The organism is Fischerella sp. JS2 (assembly GCF_032393985.1).
Taxonomy (GTDB): Bacteria; Cyanobacteriota; Cyanobacteriia; order Cyanobacteriales; family Nostocaceae; genus Fischerella.
In genome coordinates, this window is the sequence record NZ_CP135918.1 from 5,333,146 (window position 1) to 5,350,080 (window position 16,935).

The 16,935-nt window shown below is 40.5% G+C and carries 16 protein-coding genes and 1 pseudogene; 9 read left to right on the forward strand and 8 right to left on the reverse strand.

The features are described 5' to 3' along the window. Nucleotides 1–40 precede the first annotated feature (40 nt). Complete coding sequence (locus tag RS893_RS22615) at nt 41–640, forward strand: hypothetical protein (protein ID WP_315787936.1); 600 nt, start codon at nt 41–43, stop codon at nt 638–640. A gap of 91 nt (nt 641–731) precedes the next feature. Here RS893_RS22615 and RS893_RS22620 read toward each other — a convergent pair whose 3' ends face one another. Continuing rightward, nucleotides 732–1,760, reverse strand: a complete 1,029-nt coding sequence (locus RS893_RS22620; protein ID WP_315787937.1) for an AI-2E family transporter — start codon at nt 1,758–1,760, stop codon at nt 732–734. Between the two features lie 208 nt (nt 1,761–1,968). On the opposite strand from RS893_RS22620, the gene RS893_RS22625 reads away from it, so the two are divergent. Further along, nucleotides 1,969–2,151: a hypothetical protein gene (locus RS893_RS22625; protein WP_315787938.1), complete on the forward strand. Its 183-nt coding sequence runs from the start codon at nt 1,969–1,971 to the stop codon at nt 2,149–2,151. A gap of 344 nt (nt 2,152–2,495) precedes the next feature. Beyond that, the gene (locus RS893_RS22630; protein WP_315787939.1) at nt 2,496–3,947 is read left to right on the forward strand and encodes a serine hydrolase; all 1,452 of its coding nucleotides are present in this window, start codon (nt 2,496–2,498) and stop codon (nt 3,945–3,947) included. Here RS893_RS22630 and tnpA read toward each other — a convergent pair. The 3 genes and pseudogenes from tnpA to RS893_RS22645 form a co-directional block, all read right to left on the reverse strand. Further along, a pseudogene (gene tnpA / locus RS893_RS22635) lies at nt 3,924–4,448 on the reverse strand (IS200/IS605 family transposase). The gene RS893_RS22630 and the pseudogene tnpA sit on opposite strands and share 24 nt — an antisense overlap. Before the next feature lie 13 nt (nt 4,449–4,461). Beyond that, a complete protein-coding gene (locus RS893_RS22640; RefSeq protein WP_315787940.1) occupies nt 4,462–4,707 on the reverse strand; it encodes a hypothetical protein in 246 nt (81 codons plus the stop codon). Nucleotides 4,708–4,720: 13 nt separating this feature from the next. Next, nucleotides 4,721–4,933 (reverse strand): hypothetical protein, encoded by a 213-nt coding sequence (locus tag RS893_RS22645; protein ID WP_315787941.1) that lies wholly within the window; start codon nt 4,931–4,933, stop codon nt 4,721–4,723. 544 nt (nt 4,934–5,477) lie between these two features. Between RS893_RS22645 and RS893_RS22650 the strand changes: the two genes are divergently transcribed. Both RS893_RS22650 and RS893_RS22655 read left to right on the forward strand, forming a co-directional pair. After that, on the forward strand, nt 5,478–5,657 hold the full coding sequence (locus RS893_RS22650; protein WP_315787942.1) for a ribbon-helix-helix domain-containing protein: 180 nt from the start codon (nt 5,478–5,480) through the stop codon (nt 5,655–5,657). A 26-nt stretch (nt 5,658–5,683) separates the two neighbouring features. Then, nucleotides 5,684–6,889, forward strand: coding sequence for a transposase (locus RS893_RS22655; protein ID WP_315787943.1), 1,206 nt, complete (start codon nt 5,684–5,686; stop codon nt 6,887–6,889). Nucleotides 6,890–6,930: 41 nt separating this feature from the next. Here the strand turns inward: RS893_RS22655 and RS893_RS22660 are convergent, their stop codons facing one another. The 4 genes from RS893_RS22660 to RS893_RS22675 all read right to left on the reverse strand — a co-directional run bounded on the left by RS893_RS22660 (nt 6,931) and on the right by RS893_RS22675 (nt 12,045). Continuing rightward, a complete protein-coding gene (locus tag RS893_RS22660; RefSeq protein WP_315787944.1) occupies nt 6,931–7,854 on the reverse strand; it encodes a mechanosensitive ion channel family protein in 924 nt (307 codons plus the stop codon). Nucleotides 7,855–8,106: 252 nt separating this feature from the next. Further along, complete coding sequence (locus RS893_RS22665) at nt 8,107–8,274, reverse strand: LapA family protein (RefSeq protein WP_315787945.1); 168 nt, start codon at nt 8,272–8,274, stop codon at nt 8,107–8,109. A 16-nt stretch (nt 8,275–8,290) separates the two neighbouring features. Next, entirely contained in the window at nt 8,291–9,961 is a 1,671-nt protein-coding gene (locus RS893_RS22670; protein ID WP_315787946.1) for a mechanosensitive ion channel family protein, read from the reverse strand. A gap of 218 nt (nt 9,962–10,179) precedes the next feature. After that, nucleotides 10,180–12,045 (reverse strand): response regulator, encoded by a 1,866-nt coding sequence (locus RS893_RS22675; RefSeq protein ID WP_315787947.1) that lies wholly within the window; start codon nt 12,043–12,045, stop codon nt 10,180–10,182. A gap of 639 nt (nt 12,046–12,684) precedes the next feature. On the opposite strand from RS893_RS22675, the gene RS893_RS22680 reads away from it, so the two are divergent. Genes RS893_RS22680 through RS893_RS22695 form a run of 4 tightly spaced genes read left to right on the forward strand, consistent with a single transcriptional unit; the run spans nt 12,685 to nt 16,846 of the window. Beyond that, nucleotides 12,685–13,284 (forward strand): hypothetical protein, encoded by a 600-nt coding sequence (locus RS893_RS22680; protein WP_315787948.1) that lies wholly within the window; start codon nt 12,685–12,687, stop codon nt 13,282–13,284. 33 nt (nt 13,285–13,317) lie between these two features. Next, nucleotides 13,318–15,060 carry an energy-coupling factor transporter ATPase gene (locus RS893_RS22685; protein ID WP_315787949.1) on the forward strand — a complete coding sequence of 581 codons (1,743 nt, stop codon included), beginning with the start codon at nt 13,318–13,320 and terminating at the stop codon, nt 15,058–15,060. Between the two features lie 17 nt (nt 15,061–15,077). Beyond that, nucleotides 15,078–15,857: an energy-coupling factor transporter transmembrane component T gene (locus RS893_RS22690; RefSeq protein ID WP_315787950.1), complete on the forward strand. Its 780-nt coding sequence runs from the start codon at nt 15,078–15,080 to the stop codon at nt 15,855–15,857. Continuing rightward, entirely contained in the window at nt 15,854–16,846 is a 993-nt protein-coding gene (locus RS893_RS22695) for a sodium:calcium exchanger (protein ID WP_315787951.1), read from the forward strand. The genes RS893_RS22690 and RS893_RS22695 overlap by 4 nt, the downstream gene beginning before the upstream one ends. Nucleotides 16,847–16,935 lie beyond the last annotated feature (89 nt).

Below are 16,935 nucleotides of genomic sequence, written 5' to 3' on the forward strand. Positions count from 1 at the left end.
CCTTTATTCAGCAACGCCATAGTTTGTATAGGACAGAGAAATGATCAGTACAAACTGGCGAGGTTTTCGAGTAATTGCATGGGTAGGACAAGCTCTACTTACAATATTTGTAATAGTTGCAGCATTTCTAGGTAATTGGTTAAATGCCTTGGCTCTGGTATGTTTTTTAGTTATATCTTTGGTGTTTGTAATTAAAGATGACCGACTGCCAACATTATTCGATTTCCTGTTTGTCGTTGCAGCGTTATTAAATGCTGCGGGTTGGGTCTGGGGTTTATTTTATCTGCCAGGACCGTATGACGAAATTGTTCATGCTTACACTACTTTTGCAATTACTTTAGCACTCAGTTTTTTAGTCTATAGCTCCATGCTGAATATCTTTCGTAATCATAAACTTTTGTATTTGGTTACAATTGCGAGTTTTGGCATCGCAATTGGGGCATTATGGGAAATTACAGAATGGTCAGCTGGTAAGATTCTTCCTACTGAAGTAGTTGGAAGTTTGAATGATACTATTATCGATTTAGTTATGGATACTCTTGGGGCTGGATTGGCTGCCGTTCTTAGCCTTTGGGCATTACAAGAATGGACAAGTCATAATGCACAAACAAAGAATTCCCAAACAGAATCATACAGCTAAACAATAAGGTTAATCCTCCGCCAACTCCTTCTCCAACTCCAATAATTAATCAGACCAAAATCAAAGCGATCGCATGTTAGTCAAATAATATTTATTTACTTGATTGCCAGTGATTGAGTATATCATTAACCAAAACTTCTTTGATCCAAATTTGGCACACGATTACTAGGGGAACAGCAAGAAATACTCCTAAAAATCCAAAAAAGCTACCAAAAAGTACTACTGCCAATAAAGTAACTGCTGGTAGCAGAGATACCTGACTTTTCATTACTACAGGTACAACAATCAAACTTTCAACCTGTTGAATTCCAAAGTATAACGCTACCACTGCGGCTGCTTTCCAAGGAGCATCACTCAGAGCAAGTATTGCTGGTGGAATTACACTCAAGGTCGGTCCCACATTTGGAATAAACTCTAATATTCCAGCTAAAGCTGCATTAACTAGTGGCAATGGAACTCTCAAAATCAATAATCCAACATAGCTTAAAACTGCAATGATTGACATTGTTAAGAGAGTGCCTTTTATCCAGCCAGTTAAAGCTATTACACATTTACTAAGAATTTCATCAACTCGTCGGCGGTAGAAAGCAGGAAATAGCATGATAAATCCTTGCCGATATGGCAATGGATTAACTAAGAGCATAATTGTCAGAACTACAAACAGTAATATTCCTAGAATAATAGAAAGCGAACTCCTGACTAAAGAGAAAAAGTTATTAATTAGCTGATTAAACCAACTTTGTAAACTCTGAGTAAGATATCTAAGTCCACGAATATTTTCTAAAAATTGGTCTGGAATTAAATTTTCTAACCAGTTATTCCACGCTCGTAACCGTTCTAACGCCATCGGCATTAAGTTATCAAATTGTTGCAATTGGTTAATAATACGTGGCACAATCAGCGCGAAAAAACATACTAAAATGACTAGTACAATCACAACTGTGATCGTTACTGCAAAGCCTCGCTTAATGCGAAATCTTTGGAAAAATTTCACCATTTGGCTGAGGACTGTTGCCAACACTACAGCTGCAAATGCCAGTAAAACTATTTGCCGAATTTGCCACAGAATATAAAGCGAGATTACAAGAGCAAGAAAGCCGATTAATTGTCCGAAATGCACTGCGCCACCCCCAGATTTTTGTTATTTTCCGATTCCCGGCGATTGTGCTGACTTTAATTATCCAATCCTAGTAATTTTTTTTCTCCGAAAAAAGCCTCTTCAAGGCTGATTTTTAATTAAGAATGCTTTCTCATTCCTCAGACAGAAGAATGTATGGTACTGAATAGTAATCTAAAATAAACCACACTTGAAGGTATTACCTACAAAAATGCAAAATCCACGTCCTAGTAATATATTGATACGTGCCTTTGTATTGATTTTTAGTAGCTTAGCTGTATTCGTGCTTGGCTTAATATTTTTTAATATGAGTCGACACAATAGAGAAACTCCTGAAGGGGTTGAAGAGCTAGAACAGGGATTATGGCAACCTAACCAACAAACATTTGTCTAAATCTTTAGTAAGGAAAGTATCTCTATAAATTAAGTAAATCTTCATCTCCTAGCAATTAGCAAGGTTAGTCTGACTATTTTACAAATTAATAAGTATGGCGATCGCATGAGTTCAGTGAGTTTAATTACTTAAATTTCTTATATTAAAACTAAAAAGTGGAAATTTGGTGGAGAAATTATCAGTAAGTTTTAAGCTGCGGTCATAAACGTATATTTCTGCCAAATTATATAAACAAAGAAAAAGGTATTTTATATCAGAAGATAGAAAAATTTAAGAATTATATAGGATAAGTTTTTGATAAAAAATATTGCAAATAATTGGATGTGTAATCCCAAAAAGCTGATATGCTGGGTAATGATAGGCATCCTATTTTTTTCCTGCCTGCCTTACCTGGCTGGAGTAAAAATACACCGAATTTTCCGCTTTCAGAACCTCAACAGCAACAACCTGTTACACCCCAACCACCTGTACTACCATCTCATACTACACCTAGATTAAATGATTCCCAAGAATTTGAAGCCTTTGTAGACAAAATCATGAATGAGGAACTGTTAAAATCTCACGTTCCTGGGGCTGTCATTTCTGTAGTAAAAGATGGGAAACTCTTTTTCGCTGAGGGTTATGGTTATGCCAACGTTGAGAAAAATATACCAGTAATTGCCGATAAAACTCTGTTTGGTGTTGCTTCCCTCTCCAAGGTATTTACAGCAACAGCAGCAATGCAGTTGTATGAGCGAGGAAAGCTTGACTTAGATGCTTCTGTCAACAAATACCTGACAGGCTTCCAACTGGAAAACCCTTACCCCGAACCAGCCAAAGTCGCTCAGTTAATGACACACACTGACGGTACGACGAAGCGACGAATTGGTATTGCAGCCCGTACCGCAGCAGGAATAAAGCCATTAGGAGATTATCTTGCTAAGTATATGCCACCCGTTGTTTGGCTTCCTGGTAAAATATATGGCTATTCCAGCCATAGCACCGCTTTATTAGGCTATTTAGTAGAAAAAATTTCTGGTACTCCCTTTGTTGAATACATTAACAAAAACATTTTGCAGCCGCTGAAGATCAACCGCAGCACATTTCTTCAGCCACCACCGCCAGCTTTAGCTAATGATTTGGCTGTGGGTTATCAGTATCAAAATGGCAACTTTAAACCTGTCCCATATCTATATTTGAATATTGCCCCAGCTGCGGCTATGAGTACAACAGCTACAGATATGGCTCAGTTTATGATTGCTCACCTACAGCTTGGTCGCTACGAAAACTCGCGCATTTTGGAAGAAGATACTGTCAGGCTGATGCACAAACAGCACTTCACTCACCATCCCAAATTACCGGGTACTGGCTATAGTTTTCGCGAACGTTTAGAAAACAACATTCGCATGATTGGACATTTGGGAAGCTTGCGGGGGTATTCTAGCTCTCTCACCCTCATGCCTGAGCAAAATATTGGTATTTTTATTGCCAGTAACAGTTTTAGTGGAGTGCATGGAAAATTCCTAACTAAATTTTTAGACCGCTATTTTCCAGTTACCAAAAAACCTGCACCTGTTAAACTGCTAACCCTTACGGATGCTCAACTTGAGCGCTTCACTGGTACTTACCGAGATTTAGAGTATCCCCGCCACACCTTCGCCAAGGTAACTGCACCGTTTGAGCTATTTCCGCCAGCAGCCCCACGTCGTCCCGTTCGCGGAGCGTTCCCGAAGGGTAGGGCGGCACCCTTAAGAATGGCTTTCTCGGTGACGAATCCCACCCCTGAGCCGATGTCAACCGCCTCTTTGACGGGGTGAATGGGGTGGGTGAGGAACCGCCACTCTCTTATCGGCACTACTGGCGGAATCTTGGTTTTGGACGTATTGTTTTAGAACTTCGACAGTTACCCCACCACAAGAAGCAATGAAATAGGCGCTATTCCAGAACACAGGTTTGCCCCAATAGACACGCCTAATCTCTAACAAAAACTCTTTACGGATTTGTTGACTTGTATAGGATTTTAAGGCGTTAACGAACTTTGATAATTGCATCTGTGGGTAGTACCGGAATAACAGGTGAACGTGGTGAGCAGCGCGGTCTTGGGGTCTCCCCAAGTAGAGCGACTGCGAACCCGAAGGGTCACTTTCGCGCCTTAATTCAACAACTTCACAACCCCATTTCTGGGATATGTGGTTTATTAATTCACCTAATCAAATCAGCATCGCAGGTGTGATTACTTTCTTGCGGTACTTTGTGGTCAAAACCAAATGTGCTTTCAAATCAGAGATAGACCTAGCAGTTGATTTGTAGTACGTCATCCTATGAAGGTTGTTAGCTTAAATCTTTGATTTTCATGCGACTACGCATACCCGTGGCAGTAACAATAGTTTTGCTAAGGGAGCGGGCAATAGCTTGGGCATCTGCACCCACGAATTTTTCTCTATCGCCATTACTCCAAATCACCTGACAAGAAAATAGTGGGAGCCTAATAAAATGGACTTTATAGAAAAATCGAACTGTGCGAACGTATGTCAAATTGACCCAGCCTCTGCTGGGTAATTTACAAAAATTTGTCATAAAAACTGTTTCACTATTTGTGAATGCGACGTACTTCAGATGCAGCTTTTTCTAGATGATTTACAACTTCCCCAAGGGATGGTTGTTTATCAGCCATCGAAGCAAGCGCTTCTAACAAGTCTTCAAGCAAAAAGCCTTCAGAGTTCAAAATTTGGATTAATTCATCAATGAATCTGGTTAAGGCAACAGTAGCGAAAGCCTTGCAGAGTATATTTGATTGATTCAATACTTTCTTCTTCCATTACCCCACCTCGGTTTTTGTCTAAACGGTGAAACCAGTCGCTTGTGGCGAAGCCGCGTAGTTACTGGATTTATGCGTTAAGGATTGCTGCTACAGCTTCTTCACTGGTGTCCCAAGTCAGGCGATTGCTTGTATGGCAAGGCTGGGATATCCAGAAACCATCTAGGTTTTGATAAAACGTGCCGAGTAGGTTAATACCTTTTTCACCACCCCAGACACGGTAAAGTCTGCCGAATACATCATCTACAGAGTCAATTTCATATTCTGCGGCTTCTTCTGATTGCTGCTGGATGTAAAGGTTTAGCTGGGATTGCGCTACAGCTTGAACTTCAATCGTTGCTAAGCTAATGTCATAATGGAAATCTCCATAAATATTTGGATTAGAAAAGCGGTTATTTGCTGTCCAGGCGTGGCCGCTTTCTCTATTAAGAAGGTAGCATTACTTTAATGCTATTACAACATCTTTTATGTTTTACTTTAATGCTACCCTCGCGCTGCAATGAAGGGAGTATAGTTTTGGAGTAGCATTATGGTGTCATCGGTGGTTACAGCCAAAAAGCGAATGTCGCTTTATTTGGACGAAGCATTAAAGTCTGACTTGGAACGATTAGCCAAGATTCGGAAACGTTCACTGTCGAATTTAATAGAAGTTCTTTGTGAAGAAGAGTTAGAGCGTGCTAGGAAGGGCGGCGAACTAAAAGATGTTTAACTTTAATTCCTTCCTCCTGCCTTCCTATGCGCCTAGCCTACCAGTACCGTTTACGACCAACAAAACAGCAGATAGCCACGTTTGAACGCTGGCTAGAGTTATGTCGTCGCCAATACAACTATCGGCTGGCTGAACGATTCAACTGGTACCTTGAAAACCGATGTGACATTGACCGTTGTTCCTTAGAAGTTTGTCACCTACCACAGCTAAAAGACAAACCCAGTTATTACAGCCAGAAGCGAGATTTAACCAACACTAAAATCTTATTTGCTGACTACAAAGAACTGCTTTCCCACACCCTACAAGACGTAATTGCACGGGTTGAAAAGACGTTTGAACGCTGGCTAAAAGGTGATACTAATGGCAAGAAATCTGGTCGTCCCAGATTCAAAGGGAAAGGGCGTTATCGTTCGCTGTCATTCCCTGACCCCATTAAACCAGAACATATTCAGGATAAATTTATCCAGTTACCCAAAATCGGCAAAGTCAAAATGATTTTGCACCGTCCCATACCTGACGGATTCAAAATCAAAACTGCCACAATTAACCGCAAAGCTGACGGTTGGTATATCAGTCTCAGTCTTGAAGATGTGACTGTGCCTAGCCTTACAAATGATGTCACGCCCACCGACGTAAACACAGTAGGTATTGACATGGGGTTGAAATCGTTTCTGGTAACAAGTGACAATCAGGAAGTAGAAATTCCCCAACACTACCGTAAAAGCGAGAAAAAACTGAAGCGGTTGCAACGTCATTTATCCCGCAAAAATAAGGGGTCAAATCGTCGTAAGAAAGCTATTAAACGTGTTGCTAAGACTCACTTAAAAGTTGCCAATCAGCGCAAAGATTTCCACTATAAAACTGCAATATGGCTGTTAAATCAATCCCAGGTTATCGCCCATGAAAACTTAAATATCAAAGGACTTGCCAAGTCCATGCTTGCCAAGTCCGTAACCGATGCTGGATGGGGTCAATTCCTACAAATTCTGAACACCAAGGCTGCAAGTGCTGGGTGTTTGGTAGTAGCGATTAATCCCAATGGCACAAGTCAAGAGTGTTCTGATTGTGGCGCGACAGTTCCAAAAGTACTGGCTGATAGGTGGCACAGTTGCCAGTGTAGTGCTAGTTACGACCGCGACTACAACGCAGCGCGAAATATAAAATACAGGGCGGCGGGGCATCCCGTCCTTCAAAGCTCAGTCAATGTCCGACGGGTTGCCGGGAGTCGCTGAGAAGCCCCCGCCGTCCACGAAGGGGCGGCGCGGGGAGTATGTCACATTCCATTTCTGCTATCTACAAGTTTCACATTAAATGCAGGTGTTTCAACTATGTGAATAGTTGTAGAAGCAACACTTATCCGCCCCTCACAATTGTCAAACTCATCAAGAATACGGCTGAAAATTACATCTTTTTTGCCTCGACGTTTTTTATAATCTACTATATACCGCAGTGTAAATTCTATCCAGTTATCATTAGCAACCAAAGTGACTGCTGGTTCAATGCTGGCATCTTCAATTAAATACTTGTGTACCATATTTTGCCATTTCGCTTTTGCCTGAAGCACATATTCACCTACAACTTCATCAGCTACTTTTTGGAGAATTTCTCTGGTTAAATGGCGATCGCTTCCATATTTCACCGGCAAAGTAATTTCATCCCAGACAAAAGGAAAATCGGCAGAATAATTAAATACAGGTTCTTTAAATACAAAACTGTTAGCAATTCTCACAATGCGTCCGTTGTAGAGATCAGCTTTCACCCATTCGCCACACTCCATCAAAGTGGTACGCAAGATACTAATATCTATGACATCGCCCATAATCCCACCGAGTAACACCCGATCTCCCGGCTTGTAAAATTGTCCCAAGGAGATAGCTGCCCAACCAGCAAAACTGCCAATAACCTCTTGTAGTGCAAAAGCCACACCAGCACCGATAACCCCAAATATGACCGTTAATCTTCCCAGGCTATCGCTAAATGCCAATACAATTAGCAACGCTATGATTGCATACCCTACAAGGCTAACTGCCTTGCGGATGCGATAGCGCAAATCAGTATCTTGAACCTGTCGCGGTAAAATCTGACCTAAAACCCGGAAAATCAGCGCTACTATCGCAATACCTACAGCCACTTCAATCAACTTGATCGCCGTGGGGTCGGCTAGCAAGCGTTGGATGGTACTCAAAGCGTTTGCCACAGGTTAATCCTTTTTGATAGGTTAATTAAAAAATTAATTTCTATTATCAGTAACAGGTATATCCTCTGAGTAATTCAAAGATTTGATTTCTGTTTGAGAATGTGTTTGTGTTACTTGCAACGCCTTTATTTGATTTGTTGCTTCCATAAGATTATGATGCAAATTTTCTATTTCATAGTTTTGTTCTTCAATTTTTCGTCTATGATGGGATAATTTTCTGATATTTTTAATGATTGCTGGCAGCGAGACAAGTCAGCCAAACAACACACCGAATGTAAAAGTCAGCAATAGCACTAATGCCATTGATTCTTGAGCTTGCCAAGCTAAAAACTGCACCAAAACAGGGGTAGAATTTTGGAGTGCAAAAATCACGGCGGCGATAGCAATCAATAAAGCTAAAAGTGTTAGAATTCGTATCATTAACTCTTATTTCTCCTCACTTGTTTAACTGAGATGATTCACCCGACTCTGGTGTATTTCCATTGAACTGTTTAAATAGGTTATCCAAGGGAGAGAGACGAAATCCCGGTGCTTGATAATCTTGAGACAGATAATTTTCTGGTATGGTAATTTGGTTCCCATCCCTAATAGCTGAATAATGGGGAGAGAGAATTTCAATTCCTGCTTCGTTGCATTTATCTTGAAGATTTTGGTGCAGTTGTGAATAAATAACCGCCATCAACATTGGCTTGTTAGTATAAGCGTTTAATTCATAGCTGACATAGAAATCATCTAAACTAGTTTGCAACACAAAAGGAACAGGTTCTGCTAAAATATCTTTCGTTGCTAGTGCGGCATCAATTAAAACTTGATGAACTTTGCGCCACGGTAAATCATAGCCAAGCGTTACCGTAGTATGTAAAATTAAATGATAATTAGGGTCTTGAGCAAGAGCGCTATAGTTGATAATTTGGCTAGTTAGTACAGTTCCGTTTGGTATAGTAATTATCACATTCTTGATAGTGCGAATACGGGTTACTAACAGAGTTTTTTCCACTATATCGCCAATAGCATCGCCAATTTTAATGCGATCGCCAATTTGAAAAGCACGGGTATAAATTAGAATAGTTCCAGCGACAACGTTAGCCACCACTGCTGTAGAACCTAACGAAAACAGAATACCTAAAAATACAGATATTCCCTGAAAAGCTGGTGAACCAAATCCTGGTAAATAGGGAAAAGCCAGCACAAATGCTAAGGCGATGATTAAAAAGAATACTAATTTATATGTCGGTTCTGCCCAGTCGGGATAAAAACCGGGAAAAGATATATTTCCATTACGTAATTCTGTAAATATTGGTCTAATAATTTTCAAAACATAATAGGTGACAAAGAAAATTAATCCCAAAGCGAACAGGTTAGGAAAATAAGCTGCAAATGCTAGCCAACCTTGATAGATAGTTACAAGAAAGTAACTAATAAGTCTAGAACTAAGCTGTCTTGTCCAAGGAAAAAAGCTCAACACTAAAGAAACATAGACATATATAACCCCTAAGATTAGAATCAGGCGGAGTAACTTCACTACTCTAGTAACAATATTGCTGACTCTAGATGCAGGTAAAAGTTCAATATCTTGAATTCTGATCGCAGGAATCCTAATTCCGCGCCAATTCTGTACCCTAGTAATAATTTTTGGAAAAATATGATTAAATATTTTCAAAAATATAAATAAACCTAGAGTAGAAAGAAAACTGTAGAGGAAACCTTTTAAAATATTATTTAAGCTACGCTCTTCTCTATACTTACTGATAGAGTCATCGATTATTTGCACATATTCTTGAGCCAATTCTTGTCTACTTTTACCTGCGGCTTTTGCATCATTATCGGTAAGAGTAAATATTAGTTTCTCTCCTAAGACAATATTTGTAGTGTCTTGCTCGTCTAAAACTTTTAATCCATTAATACGAATAGATGGATCATTTGCTATTGTTTCGATTCTATTGGTAACTGCTTGCGATCGCTCTTGAGGAGAAAAAGAACCGACATTTTTTTTGATAATAAATAGTGTTTTATCTCCCAAAATTACGGGAGTACCATCTATCTTACTAACAGCTTCTGGAATTTGATTACCAGTAGGATTTTCTTCTTGAGAGTAACTAACTGTCATAGTAGTGAGAAGTATAAATAACATCACACCTATGACAACAAACCTGTGAAAAAAAACTAGATAGTTTTTATATTTATATCTATATCTTACCATAGATAGTTGATTATTTAAAAATTATCCTACATATGATAAAAAACAAAAATTATAAACTGCTAAATGTCATATAAAAAGTTACACATAGCAATACAAATTAATATATAAATATTTTTGCAAAAGGTCTAATGACTAGTTTCAGATATCTTGCTAATTAATTGAATCCGCTCTAGGCGTTTAAAAATGCGAGTAATTAGTTTTGCTCCCTCTATTGGTTTGCAGATACAATCATCAGCGCCAGCTGCAAATATCCGATCTACAGTATCTGGTTTGACGTAAGCAGTAAGAAATACCACTGGCAGTTTACTCCAGTAAGGGTCATTACGCACCGTCTGACATAATTCAATTCCATTTACATGAGGCATTCTTAAATCTAATACCAGTAAATCAGGAGAATACTCGGTTAGGGTTTCCCAGAAGCGACGCGGATCTTCAAGAGTTGTCAGCTTAATTCCTTGAGGTTCTAGTAAATTCCGTATAACAGTTAACAGCTGTACATCGTCATCTACAATCATTACTTTTACTTTACTAGCAACTATTGGTTGCAGTATTCGGCTAGCTAGCTCTAACATTTGTTTGGGAGGCATGGACTTATACAAAAAACTACGTCCACCTGCTCGCACAACTTCTACACGGTCAGTAAAATTATTTCGGTCAGTGAAAACTAATACAGGTATTGGCGGTGTTCGGTTGGATAATTCTGCTAGTAAATTCAAGCTGTTCTTTACGCCATCAGCACAGTAAAGGTCGAGTAGCACCACGTCAGGACTTGAAGATTCTATAGCAATCCTAGCGTCAGCAACATTAATAGCAATGTCAACATGCATTCCCTGTGTTGCAGCCTCTTTAACTAATCCTTCAACTAGTTGTCTATCATTACTTACTATCAACAGCGCATTCTGCTGTTGCTCATTCAATGCTTGTTCATCCCAAGTTGAATGATTCGGAGTTTGTTCTAGTAGTTCCTGTTGCAATTCCTTTAGGAGTTCACACAAATGTTGAGACTGAACTTGGTTAATAGGCGTTTTACTTTGAAGTATAGTTTCTATTTTTTCAGCTAATAACGAAGGGCGAGCAAAACCAAAACTTCCCAATGAACCCGCCAGCTTGTGGGCTTCTTGCTCTGCATTTTGTTGCAGCCTAGAGTCCAGCATACCACCTTCTTTGAGAGCCTTACTAGCTTGCTCCAGAACAGCGATGCGTGAACCAAGCTTAGCTTGAAAATCTTCCCGCGCTTTGGCAAAGGCTGCCGCAAAAATTTCTTGCTGCGTTGGAATTGACTCTTTTTTGCTTACCTGAGACTTTTGCTTTTTGGGATTAGGCTTGAGGCGATAGCCCAATCCGTAAACGGTTTTAATAAAATCATAGGGCGCGCCTGCTGCCTTGAGTTTCTGCCGCAAACTTTTGATATGAGATTTAATCGTGTCATCTTCTGGTGGGTCTACATCAGCAGCCCAAAGATGATCTACAATTGCACTGCGGCTAAAGGTGCGTTGGTTATTGCGTAAAAAAAGCTCTAGAATACTAAATTCCTTTGCTGTTATATGCAATGCTTTGTCTGCATAAGTTACCTCACAACTACCAGGATTAAGGCGTAAGCTTCCCCATTCCAAAACTGGAGGTAAAGAGGAATTTCCCCGACGCCCTAAAGCACGAATGCGAGCTGATAATTCTTGAAAGTCAAAGGGTTTAACGACATAATCATCTGCTCCAGCATCTAAACCCATAACTTTATCAGTTTTGCTATCCTTTGCTGTAAGTAGCAGAATGGGCATCTGATAGCCCTCTTGTCGTAGTTGCCGACAAAGGCTAATGCCATCTAACTTGGGTAGGATGACATCTAACAAAATTAAGTCATAGTTGCAAACAGTCACTAATTCCCAACCAGCTTCACCGTCAGCAGCAATATCTACTACATAATTTTGCTTGCTCAGAACAGCTGCCACCGCTTGAGCAAGCGAATCATCATCCTCCACCAACAGAATTCTCATGAAAATGTTTGCTTCCAGAATAAGCTAAGAGCAAATGCTAGTTTGCCCAAATTTATTTTGCCTGGATAAGAGCTAGAAAAAATCTATCAAAAGCAATGCTCAGTCAATGGGCTCACATTAACCAACTATCCTTGCATAGTGTAATGGTAATCCCACTGTTATAGTTAATCGCTACAAACAATAATAGTAAAATTACATACTTATAATATTGTGCAAATTTATATTTTTTATTTGAATATATTTTTTAGATTAATAGTTTTAAATACTTACAAGTTTAATTTTAGATTAATTATATATTAAATAATAGTTAATAAATTAATCTCTATATATACTTCTTTAGACATAAGAAATAGAAGTAAAAATGAAAGAAGATCATAATGACTTTACAATAACAAAAAGAATTCCAAACATTGTGTAAAAATCACAATACTTGTTCTACATCTGTTGCTAAGTAAAGGTTACTGTCTAGGCAACTAGATATACTTTTGCTTAAAAAGTAAAGTTTTGAGCAATTTTTTGATGCTATTTTTACATTTGTTGCTCACGAATTGTCATTTCTTTTTAAAAAGCATTTTCTACTAGAATCAAAAAAACTAAACAAAAATTAAATCATTAATTCAATCATTAGGGAGTCGGAGCATGAAAAGTGCTAATACACCCAAGTTAGTAGTAATTGCAGTACTTTGCTCGGTAATATTCTTTATTGCTCTGACACTGTTCGAGGCAATACCAGAAATTCCTGTTGATATCGACTTTAAACCATTTTTCATCCCTTTAGCATTTACTGCCCTTGTTCCTAGAAAATTTTGGCCACTTTTAGCCGTATCACTGGGAGCAATGCTAGGAGAATTTCTCCGAGATCTGCTTGAAGGTTATGAAATTGACGACCCAATTGGGGCGATCGGTTACGTAGTGGGTTTTATGATGTCAGGCTACATTGTTGGCAGTAACCCCCTAAATAAAATTCGTTTAGCGATCGCTGCAATCGTAGCAGGGTTTGTACATGCGGTAATTGAGGCTTCGTCTTTTATTATCTTCAGTACAGAAACTTTTAATGTTGCCGTCTGGTCAGCCATCGGAAATACTATCACTGACGGTCTAATTATGGGTGTGATTCCCTTGATTTTGATCATGCCACACCTTTACGGTCGGGTAGAGCGTTACTTTGGCTTTGCGCCTCGTGGTAAAGAACCCAATTATAAGCGAAGACGCGATCGCACTACAGTTAGTGCTTCTTAAAGTTGACCAGCTTTTGTTGCAAAGGAGTAAAGAATGTCGATAGTAAATGCCAAAGATTTTACATTTACCTACCCAGGGGCAGATGAAACTACCATCGACGGTATTTCCTTCGAGATGAAGCAGGGAGAGATTATTGGTATTATTGGGCCTCTTGGAGCTGGGAAGACAACACTATGTATGGCGATCGCTGGATTTGCCCCACGGATTACCGGCGGTGAATCCTCTGGGGAACTTGAAGTAGTAGACCATCATCCACTGGATACCTCTTCAGAAGAACATGATCGGCAAGTCGGGATGGTATTCGAGGACTACGAAGCCCAGTTGGTGCAAATAAAGGTACTAGATGAGGTAACAACACCTCTGATCGTCAACCGTGGTCTTTCTCAGCAGGAAGCTGAGGAACAAGCACGCGAACTTGTGGAAAAGGTAGGACTGGGTACTGGTCAAAATATTGAGAAAAAGCGGATCTGGGAATTGTCTGGCGGTCAACAGCAAAGACTAGCGATCGCTGCTACTCTGGCGATAGATCCCCAGCTACTCATCCTTGATAACGTCATCGATAAGCTAGACCCCAGAGGTCAAGAGCAAGTGCGTGTCATCGTCAATGAACTGTGCCGTAAAAAGACACTGGTAGTTGTTGAGCAAGATATTAATTTCCTCGCTCAATGTGCCGACAGGCTTCTAGTTTTAGTTGACGGTAAAATCATTGCCGAAGGAACTCCACAAGAAATTTTTCGAGACAAAGACCTGCTTTCACAAGCTGACGTTGAACTGCCGGTAAGTGTGCGTGTTGCCCATTGTTTGGGACTTTCTGAGTCACCACTGACACCAGAAGAATTTAAGCAAGTGGTGGCTTTTGATTTACAGCGAGTGTTTAAGCCGTCAGTCACATCCACTGTTCACAAAACAACTTCCTTGACAAGTGAAAACTTTGGTGAGCCGATAGTGTGCATAGAGGACGTAACGTACTGCTACTCAAGTGAAAACAAAGCGATCGCAAACATAAACATCCAGATCCGTGCAGGCGAAATTCATGCGATCGTTGGTCACAATGGTGCAGGTAAAACCACAGTAGCTAAGCACATCGCCGGGTTGTTGCAACCGACCAAGGGTAAAGTCACTGTTTGCAACACAAACACGCGGGATAAAAGTGTTCCGGAACTAGCATTGATGGTCGGAACCGTCCTTCAGAACCCAGATGAGCATATTAGTGAACGAACAGTCAAAGATGAGATAGCTTTCCCGCTTAAGCAGCGTCAGCACAAGAGTAATAGTTTGTTCTCACGGCAGAAACGCTACGACGACAACCATATTGAGGAAAAGGTATCTCAAGTCTGTGAATTGGTGGGAATTGAGGAGAATTGGCTTGATTGCGACCCGACTCTACTACCGCGTGGTCAGCGTAAACTCGTTACTATTGCCTCAGCACTCGTCGTAGACCCAAAGGTGCTAATTCTCGATGAACCGACAGTTGGTTTAGGTGCGTCATCACGTCAAAAAATTGCTCAGTTACTCTCACGGCTACAAGCGTTGGGAAAAGCAGTGTTACTGATCAGCAACAACGTTGATTTTGTTTGTGAAACAGCCGACACGGTAACGGTTTTAAATCAAGGTAGAGTCGTGCTGCAAGGTTCAGTAAGTAGCGTGTTTGCCCAAGATAATTGGGAACGCTTGCAAGAGTTGCACGTAAACTTGCCGCGTGTTGCTAGGCTGGCTCAACATATCGGTATCAATGCCTTGACCTGTGACGAGCTTGTTTCAAAGCTTTGTAATTAGCAAAAGGAGACTAATTCGTGGCTTCCTCAAATGTACCTGTCCTCTACCAAGATAAAGACACGGTTATTCATCGCCGTGATCCGCGTGTGAAGATTGTGTTGTTTTTTTTGCTATTTTTATACCTGTTTTTAGCTCCAAACTGGCAATGGCTAATGGTGCTGACCATCTTGGGACTGATTCTAGCAGCAATCTCACGCACTCCTTGGAAGTGGATAGCTTTGCTATGGGCAATTCACATCCCGACCTTTTTGACTCTAATTCTCGTTCCAGCAGGTGCGGATTTATTAGCAGGGGATTTTAGCAAAGCCTTGGAAGCAGCCACCGCCGAACTGCGTCTCGTATTGGCATGGACAGCCTCAATCATCATCAGCATTTCCTTGCTTTCAACAATGGATGCCGACGAATTGACAAGAGGCTTGCGGGGATTGCGGCTTCCTGGAGTAGTTGCCTTTGCAGTTGGGTTATCATACCGATTGTTGTACACTACCCTGAGTGAAGCTTTCCGGATCGCGGATGCAATGAGGATGAAGGGTGTTGAATTAGATCCAAGGCACTTCTTCCGCTTCATCTGGAATTCAATCAGGATGTCTCTACCGATTCTGTTTGCTGTTCTCAGACGTGGCCCGGTACTAATGTCAGCATTAGAGATGCGAGGGTTTTTAAGGGGGCGTAGTAGTGGATTAGGAAAGCTAGACCTTGGGGATGTAGTTTTTCTCCTCATTGGTCTTATAGTATTTGGTTTAGCTGTGAGCGATCGCTTCGGCGTATTGCCTTTTTCCCTTGGCTCTGTAAAATGAAATTATTTTTCTGGGTATTGGTTTTGGCTGCTGCTGCATGGGGGGCGCATTGGGGAGCAGACAAACTAGCTGAACCACTCAAAAAAATACGACAACAGTGGGGTTTGTCAGAAGCCGCAGGCGCTGCTTTTATTGCTCTTGCTACTGCTAGCCCAGAAGTAGGTACTAACGTTGTCAGCGCTGTTCAAGGTTTGAAAGACATTGGACTGGGTAATTTACTCGGTTCAAATATTATTTCCGTTCCGGCAATTGTTACTGTTGCCTATATCGCCTCTCGCAAACATACTAAAAATTCCAAGTCCAATCGCCGCCGTCATCATTCCATGCGGGTTAAACCAGAGGCTTTGTATGTACAAGCCTTGCCTTATCTAGGAATTATCGCATTGGCAGCCGTACTAACTCTTCCTCAGCCCTGGCGGGGGCTGCAACCTATTGACGGTTGGATTATGCTTGCAGCTTATATAGTTTATGTAGCACAAGCAATAATGCGCGATCGCCAGGATGGTCAAGCCGTACGATGGAATAAAAAAGAGATTATTGTTGCTACCTTAGGTGTTCTCCTGTTAGCTTTAGGTGCTTATTTTACAGTCACAGCAACAGAAAATATTGTTTCTTTATTAGGAATTTCCAAGCTCATAGGCGGGCTGTTTATCACCTCAACCATGAGCATTGCACCAGAAATATTTGCTACCTGGAGTGTAGCATGTAGCGGTCAAATCACGGCTGCTACTACAAATGTCATTGCTGACAATACAGTCACTATGACACTAGCTTTCTTTCCACTGGCTCTGGTAAATTTGTCTATAGACAACTTATTGATATTTTGCGTTAATTTAGCTTTTGTGGCATTGCTAGGGATAGTATATGCTGCCTTTATTTATTGGGGTTCTGACAAAAACAGTTTCCAGCTTTGGGAGGTGATCACCCTCAACGGAGTCTATTTTGCTTACCTAGCTGTAATGCTTTTTGGCGTTTTAAAAGTTTTCTAGAATGAGTTCTCCAGATTATTTGTCCATAGCTTCAAAGAGTGACAGACGATTCTATAGATAGTCGGTTCTTGCATTCTAAATTTAAGAAG

Excerpts from the sequence above, each read along its gene's own strand:
- RS893_RS22655 (WP_315787943.1), top strand. The coding sequence starts at position 5,684 with ATGCGCCTAGCCTACCAGTACCGTTTACGACCAACAAAACAGCAGATA.
- RS893_RS22680 (WP_315787948.1), top strand. The coding sequence starts at position 12,685 with ATGAAAAGTGCTAATACACCCAAGTTAGTAGTAATTGCAGTACTTTGC.
- RS893_RS22675 (WP_315787947.1), bottom strand. The coding sequence starts at position 12,045 with ATGAGAATTCTGTTGGTGGAGGATGATGATTCGCTTGCTCAAGCGGTG.
- RS893_RS22630 (WP_315787939.1), top strand. The coding sequence starts at position 2,496 with ATGCTGGGTAATGATAGGCATCCTATTTTTTTCCTGCCTGCCTTACCT.
- RS893_RS22615 (WP_315787936.1), top strand. The coding sequence starts at position 41 with ATGATCAGTACAAACTGGCGAGGTTTTCGAGTAATTGCATGGGTAGGA.
- RS893_RS22695 (WP_315787951.1), top strand. The coding sequence starts at position 15,854 with ATGAAATTATTTTTCTGGGTATTGGTTTTGGCTGCTGCTGCATGGGGG.
- RS893_RS22685 (WP_315787949.1), top strand. The coding sequence starts at position 13,318 with ATGTCGATAGTAAATGCCAAAGATTTTACATTTACCTACCCAGGGGCA.
- RS893_RS22670 (WP_315787946.1), bottom strand. The coding sequence starts at position 9,961 with ATGACAGTTAGTTACTCTCAAGAAGAAAATCCTACTGGTAATCAAATT.
- RS893_RS22640 (WP_315787940.1), bottom strand. The coding sequence starts at position 4,707 with ATGACAAATTTTTGTAAATTACCCAGCAGAGGCTGGGTCAATTTGACA.
- RS893_RS22665 (WP_315787945.1), bottom strand. The coding sequence starts at position 8,274 with ATGATACGAATTCTAACACTTTTAGCTTTATTGATTGCTATCGCCGCC.
- RS893_RS22625 (WP_315787938.1), top strand. The coding sequence starts at position 1,969 with ATGCAAAATCCACGTCCTAGTAATATATTGATACGTGCCTTTGTATTG.
- RS893_RS22650 (WP_315787942.1), top strand. The coding sequence starts at position 5,478 with ATGGTGTCATCGGTGGTTACAGCCAAAAAGCGAATGTCGCTTTATTTG.